At 53.1% G+C, this 20,220-nt stretch carries 18 protein-coding genes; 11 read left to right on the top strand and 7 right to left on the bottom strand.

The genetic code is table 11. The features are described 5' to 3' along the window. The first annotated feature begins 35 nt into the window (after nt 1-35). From FE845_RS15900 to FE845_RS15855, 10 genes are all read left to right on the top strand, one after another. On the top strand, nt 36-1,676 hold the full coding sequence (locus FE845_RS15900; protein WP_200366834.1) for a sensor histidine kinase: 1,641 nt from the start codon (nt 36-38) through the stop codon (nt 1,674-1,676). Between the two features lie 20 nt (nt 1,677-1,696). After that, nucleotides 1,697-3,076 (top strand): sigma-54-dependent transcriptional regulator, encoded by a 1,380-nt coding sequence (locus tag FE845_RS15895; RefSeq protein WP_200366832.1) that lies wholly within the window; start codon nt 1,697-1,699, stop codon nt 3,074-3,076. 123 nt (nt 3,077-3,199) lie between these two features. Continuing rightward, complete coding sequence (locus FE845_RS15890; protein WP_200366865.1) at nt 3,200-3,766, top strand: GspH/FimT family protein; 567 nt, start codon at nt 3,200-3,202, stop codon at nt 3,764-3,766. Between the two features lie 139 nt (nt 3,767-3,905). Further along, nucleotides 3,906-4,391, top strand: a complete 486-nt coding sequence (locus FE845_RS15885) for a GspH/FimT family pseudopilin (RefSeq protein WP_200366862.1) — start codon at nt 3,906-3,908, stop codon at nt 4,389-4,391. Continuing rightward, nucleotides 4,388-4,834 carry a type IV pilus modification protein PilV gene (pilV, locus tag FE845_RS15880; RefSeq protein WP_200366830.1) on the top strand — a complete coding sequence of 149 codons (447 nt, stop codon included), beginning with the start codon at nt 4,388-4,390 and terminating at the stop codon, nt 4,832-4,834. The genes FE845_RS15885 and pilV overlap by 4 nt, the downstream gene beginning before the upstream one ends. Before the next feature lie 2 nt (nt 4,835-4,836). Then, nucleotides 4,837-5,970 carry a PilW family protein gene (locus tag FE845_RS15875; RefSeq protein WP_200366860.1) on the top strand — a complete coding sequence of 378 codons (1,134 nt, stop codon included), beginning with the start codon at nt 4,837-4,839 and terminating at the stop codon, nt 5,968-5,970. After that, nucleotides 5,967-6,491 (top strand): PilX N-terminal domain-containing pilus assembly protein, encoded by a 525-nt coding sequence (locus FE845_RS15870; protein ID WP_200366827.1) that lies wholly within the window; start codon nt 5,967-5,969, stop codon nt 6,489-6,491. The genes FE845_RS15875 and FE845_RS15870 overlap by 4 nt, the downstream gene beginning before the upstream one ends. A 79-nt stretch (nt 6,492-6,570) precedes the next feature. Beyond that, entirely contained in the window at nt 6,571-10,068 is a 3,498-nt protein-coding gene (locus FE845_RS15865; protein ID WP_200366825.1) for a pilus assembly protein, read from the top strand. Between the two features lie 88 nt (nt 10,069-10,156). Then, complete coding sequence (locus FE845_RS15860; RefSeq protein ID WP_200366823.1) at nt 10,157-10,540, top strand: hypothetical protein; 384 nt, start codon at nt 10,157-10,159, stop codon at nt 10,538-10,540. 31 nt (nt 10,541-10,571) lie between these two features. Beyond that, complete coding sequence (locus tag FE845_RS15855; protein WP_413785090.1) at nt 10,572-10,976, top strand: type IV pilin protein; 405 nt, start codon at nt 10,572-10,574, stop codon at nt 10,974-10,976. A 28-nt stretch (nt 10,977-11,004) separates the two neighbouring features. Here FE845_RS15855 and ispH read toward each other — a convergent pair whose 3' ends face one another. From ispH to murJ, 6 genes are all read right to left on the bottom strand, one after another. Beyond that, on the bottom strand, nt 11,005-11,958 hold the full coding sequence (gene ispH / locus FE845_RS15850; protein WP_200366821.1) for a 4-hydroxy-3-methylbut-2-enyl diphosphate reductase: 954 nt from the start codon (nt 11,956-11,958) through the stop codon (nt 11,005-11,007). Nucleotides 11,959-11,960: 2 nt separating this feature from the next. Continuing rightward, nucleotides 11,961-12,413: an FKBP-type peptidyl-prolyl cis-trans isomerase gene (gene fkpB, locus FE845_RS15845; protein WP_200366819.1), complete on the bottom strand. Its 453-nt coding sequence runs from the start codon at nt 12,411-12,413 to the stop codon at nt 11,961-11,963. An 8-nt stretch (nt 12,414-12,421) separates the two neighbouring features. After that, nucleotides 12,422-12,943 carry a signal peptidase II gene (gene lspA, locus FE845_RS15840; protein WP_200366817.1) on the bottom strand — a complete coding sequence of 174 codons (522 nt, stop codon included), beginning with the start codon at nt 12,941-12,943 and terminating at the stop codon, nt 12,422-12,424. After that, nucleotides 12,943-15,762, bottom strand: a complete 2,820-nt coding sequence (ileS, locus tag FE845_RS15835) for an isoleucine--tRNA ligase (protein WP_200366815.1) — start codon at nt 15,760-15,762, stop codon at nt 12,943-12,945. The genes lspA and ileS overlap by 1 nt, the downstream gene beginning before the upstream one ends. Nucleotides 15,763-15,785: 23 nt before the next feature. Next, nucleotides 15,786-16,763, bottom strand: a complete 978-nt coding sequence (ribF, locus tag FE845_RS15830; RefSeq protein WP_200366805.1) for a bifunctional riboflavin kinase/FAD synthetase — start codon at nt 16,761-16,763, stop codon at nt 15,786-15,788. Nucleotides 16,764-16,847: 84 nt separating this feature from the next. After that, entirely contained in the window at nt 16,848-18,428 is a 1,581-nt protein-coding gene (murJ, locus tag FE845_RS15825; protein WP_200366803.1) for a murein biosynthesis integral membrane protein MurJ, read from the bottom strand. 307 nt (nt 18,429-18,735) lie between these two features. Here murJ and rpsT point away from each other — a divergent pair, with 307 nt between their 5' ends. Next, on the top strand, nt 18,736-19,005 hold the full coding sequence (gene rpsT / locus FE845_RS15820) for a 30S ribosomal protein S20 (protein ID WP_200366801.1): 270 nt from the start codon (nt 18,736-18,738) through the stop codon (nt 19,003-19,005). A 65-nt stretch (nt 19,006-19,070) separates the two neighbouring features. Here the strand turns inward: rpsT and proB are convergent, their stop codons facing one another. Further along, entirely contained in the window at nt 19,071-20,195 is a 1,125-nt protein-coding gene (gene proB / locus FE845_RS15815; protein ID WP_200366799.1) for a glutamate 5-kinase, read from the bottom strand. Between the last annotated feature and the right edge of the window lie 25 nt (nt 20,196-20,220).

The raw sequence follows: 20,220 nt of genomic DNA, 5'->3' as shown, positions 1-20,220 counted from the left end.
GAATTCTTCCGCTCAACAACGGATTTCTGAAAACCATGGCGACAGCTTCCACATCGGCAGCCAATTCGGGCAAACACCCCCCCGGCTTACAGCAGGCCAAGCTGTTCCGTATCTACAACCACTACCGGGTTTTGATCAGCTTGATGCTGGTGGCACTGTTGTTCATTGACCCCGTGAATTTCGATACCCGTTTCCGGTTTCTGGACTTCTACCAGTTTGGCGTGGCTGGCTACTTTGCACTGAACAGTTTTGTTGCAATCCTCATACTGGCGGGTTTTCAGCCGGGGCAGCGACACATCACAGTGTCCATACTGCTGGACATTTTAATTATGCACGGGCTGTTGTTTACCAGTACCGGTATTACCAACGGCCTAGCGAATCTCGTCATTATCTCAGTTGCAGCCGGCAATATTCTTACTCCCAGCCGCATGGGCACCTTCTATGCAGCTCTTGCAGCCATTTGTTCACTCAGTATTTCAGGTTGGGCAATACTGGTTCTCGGGGGCAACGGTGATGACATTGTGCGAGCCGGCTCTCTGGGCATTCTGTACTTCGCAGCGGCCTTTATCCTGCAGAATATCTCCCGACGAATGATGCGAAGCGAAGCTCTAGCCACCAGCCGTGCTCAGAGCATTGTAGAACTGGAGCAAATCAACAAACAGATCATCCAGCGCATGCGCACCGGCATTCTTGTCCTGGACCGATACGGCCAGATGCGCCTGGCCAACGCTGCGGCTGAAGAGTTTTTGTTTGGCACTCCTACCCACAGAGGGGAGCACAACTCTCCATCTCGCGCTCTACCTTTACCACTCAAATCCGGGCTGGAAGTCTGGCTTAAAAACCCCTTCCAACACACCACGCCGTTTCAACCCACGCCTACCTCGCCGATGCTACAGGCAAGCTTTACTCGGCTTGATCAAGAGAGTGGCGACCTGATCCTCGTATTTATCGAAGATATGAGCAAAGTGACACAACAGGCACAGCAAATGAAGCTGGCCTCACTCGGACGCCTAACCGCAGGCATTGCCCATGAAATTCGCAACCCGCTAGGCGCCATAAGCCACGCGGCGCAATTGATGGAAGAATCGCCTAACCTTGATACCGGCGACCAACAAATGCTGGATATCATCCGGCGTCACTCCCGCAGGGTGAACGGCATTGTAGAGAACGTACTCAGCCTTTCCCGACGCAGACCGGCAAATGCAGACCTTGTGGACGTGCCGAGTTGGCTAGAAGAATACAGAACTGATTTTCTGCAAACTCAGAAAACAACCAGCCCTCCGGCGGAAGTAACCCTAACCATCGAACCTAACATACCCGATGCGCGGTTTGATAAAAGCCAGATTGAGCAGGTACTGGTAAACTTGTGTGACAATGGGCTGCGTTACAGCCAGCAGCAATCCGGGGAACGAAAAATCGCTCTGAGTGCAGGCGCCACTGCGGATGGTGAGCGAGCTTACATCGACGTAAGGGATTACGGGCCTGGCGTCACTGCCGAAGCCAGCCATTCGGTTTTCGAACCCTTTTACACAACGGACAAAGGTGGCACCGGCCTTGGGCTTTATCTAGCCAGAGAACTGTGCGAGGCTAATCAAGCTCATCTTTCTTTGACGGAAGACGACCAACCCGGCTGCTGTTTTCGTATTACCTTTGCCCACCCGGGGCGAATGATCTGACATGGAACCAACACGACAAGATGACCACTCATACTGCGCTGATTGTTGATGATGAACCGGATATCCGGGATCTGCTTGAAATCACTCTTACCCGCATGGGCATTAAAACTCTAACAGCGCCGGATCTTGCCAGCGCTCTCTCTCTGCTGGAAAAGCACAGCCCACAACTTTGCTTAACAGACATGAACTTGCCCGATGGCAACGGTATAGAGTTGGTGCAGTGGATTCAGCAACACCTGCCCGCCACCCCGGTGGCCGTGATTACAGCCTATGGCAGCATGGATACCGCCATCGAATCGCTGAAAGCCGGCGCTTTCGATTTCGTCTCCAAGCCGGTTGAACTCTCCAGACTCAGAGAGCTCGTAACCAGCGCATTAAAGCTTACAAAACCCGACTCAGCCGTTGATGATGCCACAGACGAGCCGGGGCTCCTGCTCGGCAACTCTTCGCAGATAAAGCGATTACGTAACCAAACCCGCAAGCTCGCCAGAAGCCAAGCGCCCGTGTTTATCAGCGGCGAATCCGGTAGTGGTAAAGAGCTGGTGGCTCGGATGATTCACATGCAAGGGCCTCGTAGAGACGGCCCCTTCATTGCCGTTAACTGCGGGGCCATTCCTTCCGAGTTAATGGAGAGTGAATTCTTCGGGCACAAAAAAGGCAGCTTCACAGGCGCTGTGGAAAACAAGGACGGACTGTTTCGGTCCGCAGACGGTGGCACACTCTTTCTCGACGAAGTAGCCGACCTACCCCTAGCCATGCAGGTGAAACTGCTGCGCGCTATTCAGGAGAAAGCAGTTCGCCCCGTGGGTGACACTAAAGAGCTGCCGGTTGATATACGCCTGCTCAGCGCAACCCACAAAGAATTGGCAGAGCTGGTGCAGAACGGCAGCTTTCGGCAAGATTTATTCTACCGGATTAACGTGATAGAGCTGGCAGTACCGCCGCTTAGGGACCGCACAGACGATATCGCCTTGCTGGCAAACCACATTCTAGGGCGTATTGCCCAAGAGTATGAATGCGAGGCGGCAAGCCTGACTCAAGATGCAGTAGACCGCTTGAAAGAACACGATTTCCCCGGCAACGTGAGGGAGCTGGAAAACATTCTTGAGCGCGCCTTTACCCTCTGTGACGCAGACAAAATAAGCGCTTCCGACCTACACCTTGGCAGTACCGCAACAGACGGAGCAACTAACACGAGCACGACCGCAACCTCTGAAGCCTGCCCGACGCTAATACCGGAAGGCGATATTGATTTGGAGGGCTATTTGGAATCCATTGAGCGCCAAGCTATTGAGAAGGCACTTGAGGCGACTCGGTGGAATAAAACAGCTGCGGCAAAAAAGTTGGGGATCAGTTTTCGGGCGTTGCGGTATAGGTTGAAGAAGTTGGGGATGGAGTAGGTGTCATCGCGGATACCAACTTCAACCTGTACTCCTGAAGCATTTTGCGTTTAAACTTCGGGTCGTTTTTTCACAGGACGTGGGAAAACCAGTAATAGAACTTACAAACATGGAAGTTGAACAATGCACTCCAGACATTTATCTCAGGGCTTTACCCTGATAGAACTTGCTATAACCCTTTTACTCGTAGGTCTTCTAGCAGGGCTTGCCAGCAACTCCTGGACATCGCTGATCTCCTCAACTCGCCACGCTAGCACCATTAACGAGACACATCGGATTTTTGCATTCGCACGATCTTATGCCGTTAATAAAAGAGTGCTTACTACGATTTGCCCCCTATCGAACGCCATGACTTGCACAGATGACTGGAGCAAGCCCGTATCCGTATTCCCTGACGAAGATAACGACAAGCGCCCAGACGGCGGCGAAATCCATCGGATTACTGATCTCGCCAAAGACCAACTCGACATCTATTCGAGAACCGCTGGCAGAGGATATTTCCAATTCGCGCCGAATGGAATGAGCCACGGCACCATGGGGAGTTTGATCGTATGCTCCCGCTCCGAAGAAGAGCCTGTTGAAATTAGTTATCTGGCGGTGAGCATCGGCGGCCGATTACGGCATTTGCGCGATGAGGACCACGATGGTGTGATCAGGCTGCCATGGGGCGTCAGCCTCACCTGCCCCTAGCAACTAGAAACGGGCAACCGAACTCTGCAACCACACAAAGTTACCGCTCGTTCATCTTCTTCTACCGCTTGTCGCGCAACCCATGCATATTGCCAGCAGCTTTGATTTACTGGGATAAGGCCTATTAGCAGGATAAAGCATGTTGAAAAAAGCAGCAGGTTTCACGTTAATTGAATTGATAGTAACCATGGTGATTCTCGCTATTGTCGCGGCAGTCGCAGTTCCTGGTTTTGGCAATTTGATTGAGGGCAACAGGTTAGTGTCTGGAACCAACCTTGTAGCGTCGTCCATAAAGTTCGCCAGAGCAGAAGCTATAAAACGCGGTGCCAGCGTCACGTTTAGCACTGAGGGTGACTTGGCAACTGGATGGTGCGTCCATACTGGAGATGCGAACGGGGACTGCACTAATAACCAAATTCGTGGCTTTGAGCCACCGAGGGGCTTGGCGTTCACCGAAACTGTGAGCGATCTCGTCTTCGATCGGCGCGGCTTTTTGTTGCCACAAGTGACTCAGGAATTAACCATCTACCCGGAAGACTGCACCAGTGGCGATGCGTCATTTCGTAGAATACGCATAAGCCCGGTAGGAAGAACTGAAATTGACGACGACGGAGTATGCCCGTGACTCAAACAACTCCTCTTAATAAACAATCAGGCCTCGGCCTAATCGAAATTCTGGTCGCTGTTCTGGTCTTGGGCATCGGCATACTTGGCGTAGCCTCAACCCAAGTCGTGTCTTTGCAAATGAATACTCAGTCGCAAAGCCGGAGCCAAGCAGTATTGCTGGCAGAAGACATTCTCGACCGTGTTCGAGCTAATCCTGATACACCTGCAAATTACGCACTAGCCGCAGGCAGTGCTAGTGGCGGGACCTGTAACACGTCATTCGTCGCAAATGGCGGAACCGTCGCAGCAAATGATATTGCGGCCTGGGATAACAGTCTTGCCTGCCTGCTTCCGGAAGCAGAGCGCACTATCGCGGTGGCCGGGAACACCGTTACAGTCACAATCGACTGGGATCAGGGTGATTCAACCCTTCCCCCCCTCGTCGTAAGGACAGAGATTTGACCATGAAAAAAACAGTGCCCCCTTACGGTTTCAAACTTTACCGTGCCTTCAACCAGTCCGGCCTGTCACTCGTCGAGTTACTTATTGCGATGGCTCTGGGCTTGTTGCTTACGCTAGGTGTAACCCAGATCTATCTCAGCAGCAGCGTAACTTACCGTCAAACTCAAGGCTTTGCCCATGCACAGGAAAGTGCGCGCTTCGTTTCGGCTATTCTCGCCCCTGAGCTGAGAGCTGCGGGGAGTTTCGGCTGCCTAACACAGGCTAACCGTCCTCTGGATAGCGAGATCGCTCCCGCATTGAACGCTGCTTTAAACCTAACCGTACCTTTGGGGCAAGCACTGCGCGGCTGGGAATATGACACCACGGGTCCCAATGACTCAATCACTCTTGCTAGTGGTGCTTTAGCAACACCGGGAGCAGGCAACTGGGATTCAGGCACAGCAGGTACCAACTTACCTGCATCCCTCGCGGGTAGCGTGGTAACCAACTCCGATGTTGTTATTGTTAATGCTGTCACACCCACCGCCGTAACCGTTAACGCAGTTACCGCCGCTGGGGGAAGCACTATAAACCTGTCTGGTCCGTCCGGCATAGAAGCAGGGCACGTTGTTCTAACAACCAGCGACGACGGCAATGGCGCGTGCTTCAGAGGAGAGCTATTTCGAAACAGTGATGGCCCGGGCGATAGCTCAGTGTCTACGCTGGCGGGCAATACGCTCAATTTGGATTATGACATTGGATCCCGAGTTTATGAATTCTCACAAATGGCTTATTACATTGGTGAAGGAACCAACGGAGAGCCAGCACTCTTCCGCAGGTTAATGACACCCCTTGAGGCTCCACAAGAACTGATATCCGGTGTAGAAACACTTCAAATTCTCTACGGCATAAGAAACGCAGCAGGCATTAGCAATGCTGCAATCAACTACATAACAGCAGCCCAAGTAACAGATTGGGACCAAATCGTAAGCGTTCGATTTTCTACCATGACTCGAAGCCCAGACAACGTTCTTGATGAAGAAAACGACCTCAATTTCAACATGCTGGGCAGTGAAGTGTCCCAAGCCACTGGTGGTGACAGGCGAGCGCGCTTGGTTTCTGTTGGTACAACCGCACTCAGGAGGGTTTTGCAATGAGAACCACACATTTGTCATCGACGACAGTCAAACCTACAGGCAGCCTTCCGCAGCGCCAAGACGGAGCCACACTTATTATCGCGCTCGTTATGCTGCTCCTGATATCTCTGCTTGCGATTGGGGGGATGCAAGGCTCTATTTTGCAAGAGCGCATGGCGAGTAACGCTCACGACGGCGCGATTTCATTTCAGGCGGCAGAGGCTGCGCTAAGACAGGCAGAGGCGGACTTAATGGGGTCACCTGCTGTTCGCTTGACAGCGGAAACTGTAGCTCTATTACCCACGCCCTCAGACTGGGATGGCGCAAACCCGGCACCCGCTGGAACAGGCAATGCTGGCGGCGATGTAAGCGCACAACCCGTTTACCACCATGCCTATTTGGCAAGCTTTAGTGGCTCGAGCACGGAAACTGGTGCCGGAGCAGGCCCCTTCTACAGTCGGTTCGAAGTGACATCCCGGGGGCAAGGCGGAACCGATGAAGCCGTCACCGTGCTGCGATCAACGGTTGTAGCGCCACAGTAATGAACAGTAAAAACACAACGGCTACACAAGATAAGACAACGATCACTATGCAATGCTGACTCGATATGGAGAGTTTGTCATGAGAAACGTTAAGCAAAGGGGGCGTAACCGCTCTCGCTTTACAAAGTTAAGTACATTCGGGGCCAGCCTTGTGTTGTCTCTATGCACCATGCAATCGGCATTGGCACAAGTCAATCTCTCGCAGGTGCCGCTATTTCTTAAAGAATCGGTCGACTCAAACCTCGTTTTTATTTTTGACGATTCTGGGTCAATGGGCTGGCGCTACATGCCTGATAGCCTAGGAGGCAACCACGACGAAAGAAATTATTTCTATTCCAGTCATGTTAACAAGGTCTATTACGACCCCACAGTAACTTACCAGCCACCATTCAAGCCAGATGGTAGCGGACGTTACCCTAATTCAAGCTACACCAACGCTTGGGTCGATGGCTTTAAGCAATCCGGCACCAGAGACAACTTAAGTAACTACATTCGTTTCGATCAGATTGGATCGATCGAAGAAGGCTTTTACATGCAGTTCAATTCATCACCGAGCTGCGACAGCAATCCTAGACAAAACAGCTGCTACACCCCTGTACTACTAAATAATGCGTCTGCCGAGATCAAACAGAATTATGCAAACTGGTTCTCGTATTACAGTACACGTGATCTGGCAGCAAAATCCGGTATCACAGAGGCCTTTTTTGACCTTCCCGAAAATATCCGCATTGGCTACGGCGCCATAAACGTCAATAACAATACAATCGACGGCGTGAGTAACACCGACACTTTAGTAAGCGGTGTGCGCGCATATGACGCAACTCGTCGCGAACAGTTTTTGACCTGGCTGCAAAATAAAAATGTCAGTGGCGGCACCCCGTTAAGAACGGCCCTGAAAGACGTTGGTCGCTACTACTCCCGTTCAGACAACAGGGGCCCTTGGGGCGAAAGGCCCGGCTATAATGACAACACTGATCATATTGAGTGTCGCCAGAGCTTCGCGATCTTGATGTCAGATGGTACCTGGAATGGTGCGAACCCTAGTGTTGGGAATTCCGACAACACTGATGGAGCATCTATCCCCAACCACACCCCGGGTGGCTCAGGCTTTGCTTATAGCCCTCAGGCACCCTTTTCGGATAACCATTCTAACACCTTGGCCGATGTTGCCATGGAATACTGGAAAACGGACTTGCGAACAGATCTAGACAATAAGGTACCGGTCACGTCAACCGACCCCGCGTTTTGGCAACACATGACAACCTTTACCATCGGTCTAGGGGTAACCGGTAGTGTAAGCGAAGAAGACGCACTCGCTGCACTAGCCAGCGGCGGCACAATTAACTGGCCAAACCCTTCAACTGCTAGTGCGAAAATCGATGATTTGCTGCACGCAGCAATCAATGGCCGAGGCGGGTATGCGAGCGCCCAGAACCCTGCGGATTTCACAGCAAAAATTCAGGGCTTTCTTGGTGACGTAATTGCTCGCTCTGAGACATCTGCTTCCGCTGCTGCCGTCAGTTCGGCTGTGCTGCGAACGGAATCTATGGGCTTTTTTGCGGGCTTCCGAAGCGATGACTGGTCGGGCACCCTGACTGGATTCAATTTTTCTACAGGCTCGGAGGTTTGGAATGCCGAGGAAGTTCTTGCGAATACACTCCCGTCTGCCCGAAAACTCGTTACACATACTGGCAGCCAAGGTGTAGAGCTAGCATTTACCTCTGCAGGAGCCCTTTCTAACCTATCCACGGCGCAACAGAACGCCCTCAATGCAGATCCAACATTGAGCAACTCGCAAGACAATTTGGGCCATAAGCGGCTTGCCTGGCTTCACGGTGACAATAATGCTCACGCCACGTTCAGGAGTCGCGAAGTGACAGAGTCCGGTGGTGCGACCGCTCTTCGGCTAATGGGTGATGTCATCAACGCGAACCCCCAACTCGCAGGCAAGACTAATTACGGCTTTTCTAGACTGAGTGGTACCGAAGGCTCCAGCTACTCAGCCTTTCGCTCCACTACGTCATATCAAAACAGAATTGATGCTTTGTACGTGCCTGCCAATGATGGCATTCTTCATGCCTTCAATAGCGAGACCGGCGCAGAGCTCTTTGGTTACATACCTTCCGAGCTGCTGCTCCCGGCAGGCTCTAATTCTCATGCGAGAATTTCAGCCCTGATGTCTCCCAATTACACCCATAAGTACTTCATGGATGGTACGCCTCGAATTCAGGATGCGTACATTGACAAAGATGGAAATGGAACAAAGGAGTGGCGCACCATTCTTTTAGGCGCAATGGGTGCTGGGGGAAAAACCGTATTTGCCCTAGATGTAACAGACCCCGGCTCATTTTCTCCAGCTAATGACGTACTTTGGGAATTTAAGCATGCGAACCTTGGCTCTGGCGTAACAGACCCGCACATTTCCCGCTTGGAAAACGGCAAATGGGTCGCGCTTTTCGGTAATGGCTACAACGGTGACAGCAATAAATCGAGCCTTTTTATCGTTGATTTGGCAACGGGTGCTCTCATCAAAGAGCTAAATACCGGCGCCGGCAGCGCTGCAAACCCCAATGGGCTAGCAGCGGCAGGCACAGCGAGCTTCCCGGACGCCGATGCCATTACCCGTTACGCTTATGCGGGTGATTTGCTCGGTAATTTGTGGAGGTTCAACCTCAAGGGCGACGCAAGTGGGTGGAGCGTAGAAAAGCTGTTAACTGCACAGACCCCGGCCGGAAACTCTCAGCCAATCACGGTAGCTCCTCGGCTTGCCATCAATCCCGATAATAGGGAAGAACTGGTGGTTGCATTTGGAACTGGCAGCTTTATGCGCAGCGGCGACGAAGGAGACTTCGATGTTCAAAGCCTTTATGCCCTCTATGACGACCTTTCGGTGTCAAATCTAAGTAGGTCAGACCTACTCCAACAAACCATCACGCAACAGAAAAGCGTCACTGTAAACAAAGCGTCCGGAACCGGCACCAACACCTTTACAGTCCGTGATACCTCCAATAATAAGCTCACGACTGAAAAGGGCTGGTACCTCGATCTTGTGCACGGTACCAACCAAGTTGGTGAGCGCGTGATTAGCCGGGCTAGCTTCCCCTTCGGTGTAGATCCAGACCGAATCCGGTTCACCACGATGATTCCAGATAGAGATCCCTGCGGTAGTGGACGTACGGGCTTTATCATGGATTTAAAGCTGACATCGGGAGCCCCTTCAGAGAGCCCAGTGTTTGACCTAAATAGCGATGGTATTTTTGACGATGGCGATTTGGTAGATGATTTCTTAGGCGGCGCCACTCTTGACCCGATCACTGGTCAGCCTATTGATCCTATCACCGGCGACCCTATCACGGGTGACCCGACCGGCGCACCTAGCGGTATCCAAGTAGGCTATGGTGGCGAAATTCGAACCATCGCAACACAAGAGGGAGACGCTGAAATTTTAATTCCGGGCCTCGACCCAACACAGCTTACCCCGGGGGATCCATTCGGAACTACAAACCCTGGACCCGGCGGCCTTGGCATGCTCTCAGGCGGAAATTTGGGACGGCAAACCTGGGAACAGGTTCGGTAAAAACCCTCCACACTGCGGAGCGGCTTCACTAGGAAGCCGCTCCATAGAGTAAGCTCAAAACCATTAATCTTAATGGCAGGAAACAATTATGAAGACGCGCTTATTTTCACACGCACAGAGCAAACAACTCGCAACGGCCCTGTTTTTTCTATTTTCGGTAGTCTCTGGCCTGTTAGTAGCCGGAAATTCTTACTCCGACGATCGAGTCATTGAAACAGACGAGCGTCGCGCCAATCAGCCCTATCAAGGAACGGTTAACTTTGTGCATCAGGATTCTTTTGAAATAGTCGTAGACGACCAGATGTTCGCACTGCCCCCCGTTCTTCAGTTCAATAACGCCTCATGGTCACGTGAGCAAGTGGTGCAACGAATTAAGCAGGGGGATTTGGTTGAAATAGAGCTTGGAGACTCAGCAGAACGCGATGAAGACTTTTCACGAACAGCCCGCAGCATAAACGTCATCAATCGATGATTGCTGGCAACTCTCTACAAACGGCTGAAGGATGATAGACTTGAAAATACACAAGCACGCAGGTTTTACCCTGATTGAAATGATTATTACAGTCGCGATCATCGGGATTCTAGCGGCTGTCGCCTTCCCTCTCTATCAAAATCAGGTTCAGCAAACACGAAGGACAACGGCAATGGCGGACCTTCTGGAACTGAACCAGTGGATGGAGCGGCGCTACTCTAATTCGTTCGATTACACTACGGCTGGAACATTACCCTTTAATCAGTCACCTCAAAACGGCACCGCCTTTTATAACATCAGCTTTTCAGGGTCCGTAACGAGAAACTCGTTTACTCTGCAGGCGGTTCCAACGGGGGGGCAGGCAAGCGATGTATGCGGGACGCTGAAGATAGATGAACAAGGCACCCGTAGCGCGGACGAGACGGATTGCTGGTAGCAGGCATCAATCTCTGATGCCATTGCGCTCACTCGATCTCAATGGCATCAATTCTCAATTCTTTGGGCATAGAAAAAACAATATTCTCCTCCCGCCCGGCAATCTCCTCCGGCACGCTGCCACCAAGATCGCGCAGGCGGCCAATTACGTCATTGACCAAAACTTCCGGAGCTGAAGCGCCTGCGGTTACGCCGACAGACTTTTTGCCGTCCAGCCATTGCGGGTCAATTTGCGAGGCTTCGTCGATCAGGTAGGCTGGAGTGCCCATTCGCTCCGCCAGTTCGCGTAAGCGGTTGGAGTTAGAGCTGTTGGGAGAGCCTACCACCAGCATCAGATCACAGTCGCCAGCCAGTTGCTTGACCGCATCCTGCCGGTTTTGGGTCGCATAGCAAATATCGTCTTTACGCGGGCCTTCGATCAGCGGGAACCTTGCTCGCAGGGCATCGATCACTCGGGCCGTGTCGTCCATGGAGAGTGTTGTCTGGGTAACGTAGGATACGTGTGCTGGGTCTTTTACCTCCAGCTTCGAGACATCGTCTTCGTTCTCCACCAGATAGATATCGCCACCGGTACTGTGGTCGTACTGGCCCATGGTGCCTTCCACCTCCGGATGGCCGTGGTGGCCGATCAGGATGCACTCGCGGCCGTCGCGGCTGTAGCGCATCACTTCTAGGTGCACTTTGGTGACCAGCGGACAGGTGGCGTCGAAGACTTTCAGGCCACGGCGGGCCGCTTCGTTCTGTACGGCCTGCGAGACACCATGGGCGCTGAAGATCACCAGTTTGTCGTCTGGCACCTCATCCAACTCATCTACGAATATGGCACCCCGGTTACGAAGGTTGTCCACCACAAATTTGTTGTGTACCACCTCGTGGCGTACGTATATGGGCGCACCGAACACGTCCAGAGCACGATTTACTATCTCGATGGCGCGATCTACGCCTGCACAAAAACCACGGGGGTTTGCCAGTCTTATTTGCATAATCAGTGCGTCTGTCCTGCCGGTTCTACGTCAATGATTTCTACGTCGAAGGTCAGTGTACGCCCGGACAGTGGATGATTGAAGTCCACTTCTACTTGATCACCTTCCACACGGCTCACCACACCCGGCAGTTCTTGTTGGCGTGCATCAGCGAACGAGATCATCACACCTGGCTCCAGCACCATATCTGCACTGAATTCATGCCGCTTAAACGTCTGTACGTTGTTGGGGTTACGCTGGCCAAACGCCTTCTCCGGCGGCACGTTGTGGCTGGCCTTGTGGCCAGCTTTCATGCCCATCAGGTAGGCTTCAAAGTTCTCTGGCAGGCTTTCATCACCAATTTCTAGAGTTGCCGCATCTTTATCGAAGGTGGAGTCAATCACTTCGCCGCTCTCGAATTTCAGTGCAAAGTGCAAGGTTACTCGTGTCCCTTTATCTATTGGCAGTTCTTTCATGGGCTTTATTACCTCCCTTTCGCAGGCGTGTCGGAATCGGCAGGCTTGCGGAACATATCAAGAATCATCATGGCTGCACCTATGGTAATGGCGGTGTCGGCCAGATTAAATGCGGGAAAGTGCCAGTCCTGCCAATAGAAATGCAGAAAGTCGACAACGTAACCGTGCACAACCCGGTCGTATACGTTGCCAAGAGCACCACCCAGAATCAGTACTATGGCGATAGCGGTCCAGGTTTCATGGCGCTGCAGGTTTTTCAACCAACCGACCAATACCACGCTGACCACCAGCGCCAAGACGACAAAGAACCAGCGCTGCCAACCGGCCGCTCCTGCCAGAAAGCTGAATGCCGCTCCGGTATTGTGCAGCAGTGTCAGGTTGAACAGCGGAATAACCGGCACCGGATCGCCGTAGGTCAGCATAGCCGTCGCCATGGCTTTGGTACCCAGATCTAGCACGATCACAAGCGCAGCCAGCCACAGCCACTTCAGCTTTGTTCCGGTAACGGGTTCATTCATTACTGCATCCATCAGGCAAACGAGCGGGTTTCACCCACCCCTTCCACGTTCGTGATACAGCGGCCACACAGGTCTTCATGCTCAGCGTTGGCTCCCACATCTTCCCGATGGTGCCAGCAGCGCTCGCACTTGCCATGAGAGGCCGGTGTAACCTTTACGCGCAACCCTTCGTAGCCTGTCATCTCAGCACTACCCGCTTCGGATACCGGTCTTATGGTAGCTTCGGAGGTAATCAGCACAAAACGCAATTCTTCTCCAAGAAACTCCAAATCGGCGGCCAGGTCGCCTTCACAATACAAGGTGACTTCGGCGCTCAGAGAGCCTTTGATCTCGCCCCGGGCACGGGCTTCTTCCATGCACTTGTTTACAGCTTCTTTCACACCGTAGATCCTGCGCCAATAGTCGCGGCCCAACTCGGCGTCGTCAGGCAATGCGGTAAGCCCCTCGTACCAGGTTTCGTAGAACACGGTATCGCCGCGCTGTCCTGGCAAGTGCTGCCAGATTTCGTCAGCAGTGAAGCTCAGAATCGGCGCAATCCAGCGCACAAGCGCCTCAGCTACGTGGTACAGCGCAGTCTGGCAGGAGCGCCGTGCCAGACTGTCTGCCTGAGTGGTGTACTGACGATCTTTGATGATATCGAGATAAAAGCCGCCCAACGTCGCTTCGCAGAAGCTGTAAACTTTCTGGTAAATCCGCAGGAAGGCGTAGTTGCCATAGTCCTCATGCAATTCATTCTGGAGCTGCAGGGCTCGATCCACCATCCAGCGATCCAAAGCGATCATATCTTCCGGTGCAACCATGTGTTGTTCAGGATCAAACCCTGTGAGGTTGCTCAACAAGAAACGCGAGGTATTTCGGATACGGCGATACCCGTCGGCTGTCTGCCGCAGGATGTCCTTGGAGACGGTCATTTCGCCGCTGTAGTCGGTCGCTGAAACCCATAAGCGGAGAATGTCTGCGCCCAGCTCGTTCATGACCTCCTGAGGTGCAATCACGTTGCCCAGAGACTTGGACATTTTGAGGCCTTTACCGTCCACGGTGAAACCGTGGGTTAGCACCTGCTTATAGGGCGCAACACCATTCATGGCGATGGAGGTCTTCAGTGAGGACTGGAACCAGCCGCGATGCTGGTCGGAGCCTTCAAGGTACATGTCAGCCGGGAACTGTCCGAGTTCCGGGCGCACACGCAGAACGGATTCGTGGGTAACCCCGGAATCGAACCAAACATCCAAGGTGTCCATCACTTTCTCATAGTGATCGGCATCATCACCCAAGAGCTCACGGGCATCAATTTCATACCACGCATCAATACCGTCGGTTTCGATAGCCTGAGCCACTTTTTCAATCAGGCTTTGGGTGTCCGGATGCAACTCCTGCGTTTCCTTATGGATAAACAGGGTGATGGGCACGCCCCAAGTACGCTGGCGCGAGATACACCAATCTGGCGACTGCTGGAACATGGCCTCAATGCGATTCTGCCCCCAGGCAGGTACCCAGCGCACGCCTTTGATTGCCTCCAGTGCATCTGCGCGGAGATTTTCTTTCTCCATGCTGATAAACCACTGCGGTGTAGCGCGGTAGATCAAAGGTGTTTTGGTGCGCCAGCAATGGGGGAAGCTATGGCGGAACTTTTCCTTGCGTACCAGCTTGCCCTCACGAGCCAGAGCCTCACATACCGGCTCGTCGGCCTTGTACACATGAATGCCCGCAAACTCGCCAGTTGCACTGGTGTAGGTACCATCAGCCTGAACCATGTTCAGCGTGCCGATTCCATAATGTTTGCCAACCACGAAGTCTTCCATACCGTGATCAGGCGCAGTATGAACCGCACCGGTACCCGCTTCGATAGACACGTGGTCACCGAGAATCGCGGGCACCTGCTTGTCGTAAACGGGATGATGCAAGGCCAGGTTCTCAAGATCTGCACCCAGACAATTGCCCAGCACTTCATAGTCCTTGATTTCCCAGCGCGCCATAACGCCTTCCACCATGGCGGCCGCAAGAATCATGCGCTCCGGGCCGTTACCGGCATCAACTTGCACCAGCGCATAATCCAGATCGGCATTAAGCGATACCGCCTGATTCGCAGGGATGGTCCAAGGCGTGGTGGTCCAGATAACCACAGACACATCGCCTTGGCCCTTGTCGGTGCCGAACAGCGACAATGCCTTGGCCTGATCCACAGCGGTGAAACGCACATCAATTTGCGTCGACGTTTTGTCCTGATACTCCACCTCGGCTTCTGCCAGTGCGGACTGACCCACCACACTCCAGTAAACCGGCTTGAAGCCTCGAACCACATGTCCCTTGGCAACAATCTTGCCCAAAGCACGCACAATACCGGCTTCCACTTTCGGGTCCATGGTGAGATAGGGCTTGTCCCACTCACCCATGATACCAAGGCGGACAAAATCGGCTTTCTGGCCGGCAATCTGCTTGGTTGCATAATCACGGCATGCCTGACGGAAGGTTTTATAATCAACCTTCACACCTGCCTTACCGATTTCTTGCTCAACCTTGTGCTCAATGGGTAAGCCGTGGCAATCCCAACCCGGAACATAAGGCGCATCGAAGCCCATGAAGCCGCGGGATTTAACGATCATATCCTTCAGAATCTTATTAACCGCATGACCGATGTGAATGCTGCCGTTAGCGTAGGGAGGGCCATCATGAAGGATGAATTTGTCACGCCCTTCACGCTGCTGACGCAAGTTGGCATATACGTTTAAATCCTGCCAGCGCTTGAGCATTTCAGGCTCGCGCTTGGCCAGATTGCCGCGCATTGGAAACGCAGTTTCCGGCAGATTCAGAGTGTGCTTATAGTCGCTCATGGTTTGTGTGCGTACTCTTTTGGTCAGTTTGGGTCAGTGTTTCTGTGTCCGGAGTGCTCGGCCAGCCAGGCTCTGGCTGCATCGAAATCTCGGGCTATCTGCGCCTTGAGCGCATCGATGGATTCAAACTTTTCTTCATCCCGCAGGCCGTGGCGGAATACAACGTCAATTCGCTGGCCGTAAAGTGTGCCAGTAAAGTCAAACAGGTGCACCTCTAGCGCGGGTTGCTTGCCATCCACCGTTGGACGCAAGCCAATGTTGGCAATGCCGTCCTGCTTTACTCCGCCTTCAAGTGTAACGCCGACAACATACACGCCCCGCAGAGCTGGCATTTTATCGAGCAGAATATTGGCGGTGGGCGATCCAATGCGGCGCCCCAACTGGCGACCATAAACCACTCGTCCGCGAATATGGTAGGGGCGCCCAAGTAGAGACTCGGCTTGGGCCAGCTTACTATCCGACAACAGGTTACGGATTCTGGTGCTACTAATACGCTCACCCGCAACAGTAACTGTGCGAGTGTTCTCAACTGAAAAGCCGGCGCTCTTGCCTACCTTTTCAAGTAACGCAAAGTCGCCAGCTCTATCGCAGCCAAAGCGGAAGTCGTCACCAACGACAAGATGACGCACCGCAAGCCCGTCAATAAGGACGTTATCGATAAAACCCATTCCGGAATAACTGCGGAAGGTTCCGTCAAACTTTAGGCAAAGCACAATATCAATACCGGCCGCCATGAGGGCTTCGAACTTTTGCCGAAACCCCATCAACCTTGGCGGCGCCTCCATGCCCTGAAAAAACTCTCTGGGCTGGGGCTCGAAAACCATGACCACTGACGGCAATCCCAAAGCACTGGCCTTGTTTTTGACCTGTTCGATAATGGTTTGATGGCCCAGATGAACGCCATCAAAGTTGCCTATAGTGGCAACACAGCCATTAGCCAGCGGTGAATTCACCTGTCTGGAGAGCATTTTCAGGTTGGTCAGGCCCCGGATCAGACGCATGCAATGCGAACCTTCATTTGCCAGTTGGCTTTCAACGCTTGATTGAGTATGCAAGACGCTGGTGAGAAAGCGCGCGATTATACCTTACCTCTGGCGGAAATGTCTTACCCGCACCCCGGTCAGCCCCAGAACGATGAAGTAGGCACTAGCACTCGCCACAACCATCACACCCATATACAGAGAGCGTTCGATTCCATCCGCCGACAGCCAACGCATAACGGGATAGTTCAGCCAGATGATAACGACCACCATGGCGGCGTTAGCCAAGCCAAGCTGCAACAAATACTTCCCCCAGCCGGGCTGGCTTTTCCAAGCGCCCTGCCGCTTGAGCCCGCGCCAGAGCAACATTGCGTTAAGCCAAGCCGACAGCGATGTAGCCAACGCCAGACCGGCGTGGGCCAGTGGCACAATAAGCGCCAAATTGAAGATCATGTTCGCCACCATGGCGATGATCCCGATTTTTACCGGAGTGCGAGTATCTTGACGGGCAAAAAAGCCAGGTGCCAGCACCTTGATAACCATAAAGGCCAGTAACCCCGCGGAATAGGCCCGCAAGCTCTGGGCCGACATGGCCACATCTCTATCGGTGACCTCACCATAATGGAACAGCGTTGCAATCAAAGGTTCTGCCAAGAGCGCCAGCGCAAGTGCTGCAGGCACCCCGATAATCAATACCGCTCGAACAGCCCAATCCAGCGTGGCCGCAAACTGCTCACGGGAGTCCGCCGCGTGCTTGCGAGACAGGCTGGGCAAAATAACCGTTGCGATGGCAATTCCAAACACCCCCAAAGGTAACTCAGAAAGCCGGTCGGAATAATATAACCAGGATACGCTGCCGGTTTGGAGGAAAGACGCCAACACAGTATCCAGCAAGAGGTTGATTTGACTGACCGACACGCCAAATAGGGCTGGCATCATCAGCTTAAGAATACGGCTGACGCCCTCGTGCCGATAATCAACCCGGGGCCGAGGCATCAGGCCCAGACGCATTAGAAACGGCAACTGGAAAAACAGCTGCAACGCGCCCGCAATAAACACCCCCCAAGCCAGAGCCATAACCGGCTCACTCATCAAAGGCGTGAGATAGATAGCGGCAGCTATCATGGCCAGATTGAGCAATACCGGAGTAAATGCGGGTACTGCAAAGCGGTCGTAACTATTAAGGATGCCGCCAGCGAACGCAGTCAACGAGATCATCAGCAAATACGGGAAGGTTATCCGCAGCATATCGCTCGTCAGCCCGAACTTGACGTCGTCATCCAAAAAACCAGGCGCAAAAACCGCCGTTAGCAAGGGCGCGCCCAGCATAGCGACCAACGTAATACCCAACAGCACCAACCCCAAAGAGCCAGCAACGGCGTCCACCAGACGCTTTACATCAGAGACCGGGTGATTCTGGCGATAGGATGACAAGACCGGCACAAAAGCCTGAGAAAAGGCACCTTCAGCAAAGAGTCGACGCAAAAAGTTTGGGATTTTGAAGGCAACAAAGAACGCATCTGCTCCGGCGCCTGCGCCGAAGTAGCGCGCAATAACCATATCCCGAATCAACCCCAACACTCGGGAGAGCATGGTCATACTACCCACGAGGCCAGACGAACGAAGCAGTCCTGGCGCTCTGATAGACGGTTTATTCTCAGGTGGTATTTCAGGTTGCGATGACATGCGGGCTTGTATCCATGTTGCACGCTCTTTCGGCCGGGCATCTCGGGAATTACTTGCTTCCCTGCTATACCCGCGTCCGGCGAGCCGCGAGTTTAACACAGGGCTTTGTGCCCGGTGACTATCTGTGTGCTGGACAGGGTTTGGTATTGACTTTTTGGGGATTGAGCGGCATAGTTCCGCGTCATTTATTTCGACGCGCTGGTTATGGGCGCGCCCGCGATTTCAGGAAGCCTCTGACTGGTATTTTGTCCAGAGTTTCCGTACGAATCATTCAGTAACGAATTTAAGTACTTTCAGGAGTTTTACGGTGGCAAATACCCCGCAAGCCAAAAAGCGCGCACGTCAGAACGAGAAGAACCGCAAGCACAACGCCAGCCTGCGTTCCATGACCCGCACTTACATGAAAAAAGTTCAGGCCAAGATCGAGTCCGGCAACTACGAAGAAGCTCAGGCTGCTTTCAAGGCCGCTCAACCGATCATGGACAGCATGGTTAACAAGGGCATTTTTACCAAGAACAAGGTAGCCCGCCAGAAGAGCCGCATGGTCACCAAGATCAAGGCGCTGAAGGGCGAATAATAGTCGTTGTACTAGAAATCGCTTATTTAGAAACAAAAAACCGGCATATTCGCCGGTTTTTTGTTTTAGATGATGACCATATTATCCCGATGAATCATCTCTTCATCGGAGATATAACCTAGAACGTGGGAGATACTGTTACTCGAGAGCCCCGCTATCGCTCTAGCCTCATCCGCATCGTAATTCACCAAGCCTCGCGCAACCTCTGCACCATCTTGCCCAACACAAGACACCATCTCGCCTCGCCGGAACTGGCCGATCACACCCTTTACCCCAACGGGCAAAAGGCTACGCCCACCCTGACGAAGCACTTTAACCGCGCCATCATCCAGTGTCAGCCTACCTCGGGTTTGCAGATGGCTAGCCAGCCACTGCTTACGCGCAGCAATGCGCCCCTGCTCCGGAAGCAATAAGGTGCCCACAACATCTCCCTGACGCAACCGGGCAAGCACGCCGTCGATGCGTCCACCGACTATCACGGTAAAGGCACCGGATCTTGCCGCCAAGCGCGCAGCCCGCAGCTTGGTTTGCATGCCACCTCGGCCCAGCACACCAGCACTACCTCCCGCCATAGCATCCAGATCACGATCGCCAGCAAAGCGCTCCGTTATTAGATTGGCGTCCGGATTTTTGCGCGGATCTTTATCAAACAAACCCAACTGATCGGTGAGGATAATCAAACCATCAGCCTCAACCACATTGGTAACCAGAGCACCCAAGGTATCGTTATCACCAAACCGAATCTCGTCGGTAACCACCGTATCATTCTCGTTTACAATAGGTACCACTCCAAAATCCAACAAAGCCCGGAGTGTGCTGCGGCCGTTCAAGTACCGCTTTCGATCAGACAAGTCGTCGTGGGTGAGAAGAATCTGCGCCGTATGGATACCATGGCGCTTGAACTGCGCTTCCCAAGTTTGAACCAAACCCATCTGGCCCACGGCGGCGGCGGCTTGCAGCTCATGCAATTGCTCCGGGCGGCTTTTCCAGCCCAGCCGGCTCATACCCTCTGCCACCGAACCGGACGAAACCACAACCAGTTCAACACCTTCTTTGACCAGCGCCGCCATCTGATCCACCCAAAGCGCTAACGCATCCACATCCAGGCCACGGCCATCGTTGGTTAGGAGGGCACTTCCAATTTTCACCACCAGGCGGCGGGCCCGGCTCAGCTGGGTGCGTTGCGTCATGATTTGGGCTTTGTCTCTTTCGAAC

It is taken from the genome of Marinobacter sp. 1-4A (assembly GCF_016597725.1).
GTDB lineage: Bacteria > Pseudomonadota > Gammaproteobacteria > Pseudomonadales > Oleiphilaceae > Marinobacter.
The sequence above is the reverse complement of the archived record's forward strand: the minus strand, read 5'-3'. Positions and strand labels throughout refer to the sequence as shown.

What these genes read in the sequence shown, in the direction of transcription:
- lspA (WP_200366817.1), bottom strand. Translation starts at nt 12,943, where the DNA reads ATGGATGCAGTAATGAATGAACCCGTTACCGGAACAAAGCTGAAGTGG.
- FE845_RS15895 (WP_200366832.1), top strand. Translation starts at nt 1,697, where the DNA reads ATGACCACTCATACTGCGCTGATTGTTGATGATGAACCGGATATCCGG.
- FE845_RS15870 (WP_200366827.1), top strand. Translation starts at nt 5,967, where the DNA reads ATGAGAACCACACATTTGTCATCGACGACAGTCAAACCTACAGGCAGC.
- FE845_RS15900 (WP_200366834.1), top strand. Translation starts at nt 36, where the DNA reads ATGGCGACAGCTTCCACATCGGCAGCCAATTCGGGCAAACACCCCCCC.
- ribF (WP_200366805.1), bottom strand. Translation starts at nt 16,763, where the DNA reads ATGCGTCTGATCCGGGGCCTGACCAACCTGAAAATGCTCTCCAGACAG.
- proB (WP_200366799.1), bottom strand. Translation starts at nt 20,195, where the DNA reads ATGACGCAACGCACCCAGCTGAGCCGGGCCCGCCGCCTGGTGGTGAAA.
- murJ (WP_200366803.1), bottom strand. Translation starts at nt 18,428, where the DNA reads ATGTCATCGCAACCTGAAATACCACCTGAGAATAAACCGTCTATCAGA.
- FE845_RS15885 (WP_200366862.1), top strand. Translation starts at nt 3,906, where the DNA reads ATGTTGAAAAAAGCAGCAGGTTTCACGTTAATTGAATTGATAGTAACC.
- FE845_RS15865 (WP_200366825.1), top strand. Translation starts at nt 6,571, where the DNA reads ATGAGAAACGTTAAGCAAAGGGGGCGTAACCGCTCTCGCTTTACAAAG.
- FE845_RS15875 (WP_200366860.1), top strand. Translation starts at nt 4,837, where the DNA reads ATGAAAAAAACAGTGCCCCCTTACGGTTTCAAACTTTACCGTGCCTTC.
- ispH (WP_200366821.1), bottom strand. Translation starts at nt 11,958, where the DNA reads ATGCAAATAAGACTGGCAAACCCCCGTGGTTTTTGTGCAGGCGTAGAT.
- ileS (WP_200366815.1), bottom strand. Translation starts at nt 15,762, where the DNA reads ATGAGCGACTATAAGCACACTCTGAATCTGCCGGAAACTGCGTTTCCA.
- FE845_RS15855 (WP_413785090.1), top strand. Translation starts at nt 10,572, where the DNA reads ATGATAGACTTGAAAATACACAAGCACGCAGGTTTTACCCTGATTGAA.
- fkpB (WP_200366819.1), bottom strand. Translation starts at nt 12,413, where the DNA reads ATGAAAGAACTGCCAATAGATAAAGGGACACGAGTAACCTTGCACTTT.
- FE845_RS15860 (WP_200366823.1), top strand. Translation starts at nt 10,157, where the DNA reads ATGAAGACGCGCTTATTTTCACACGCACAGAGCAAACAACTCGCAACG.
- FE845_RS15890 (WP_200366865.1), top strand. Translation starts at nt 3,200, where the DNA reads ATGCACTCCAGACATTTATCTCAGGGCTTTACCCTGATAGAACTTGCT.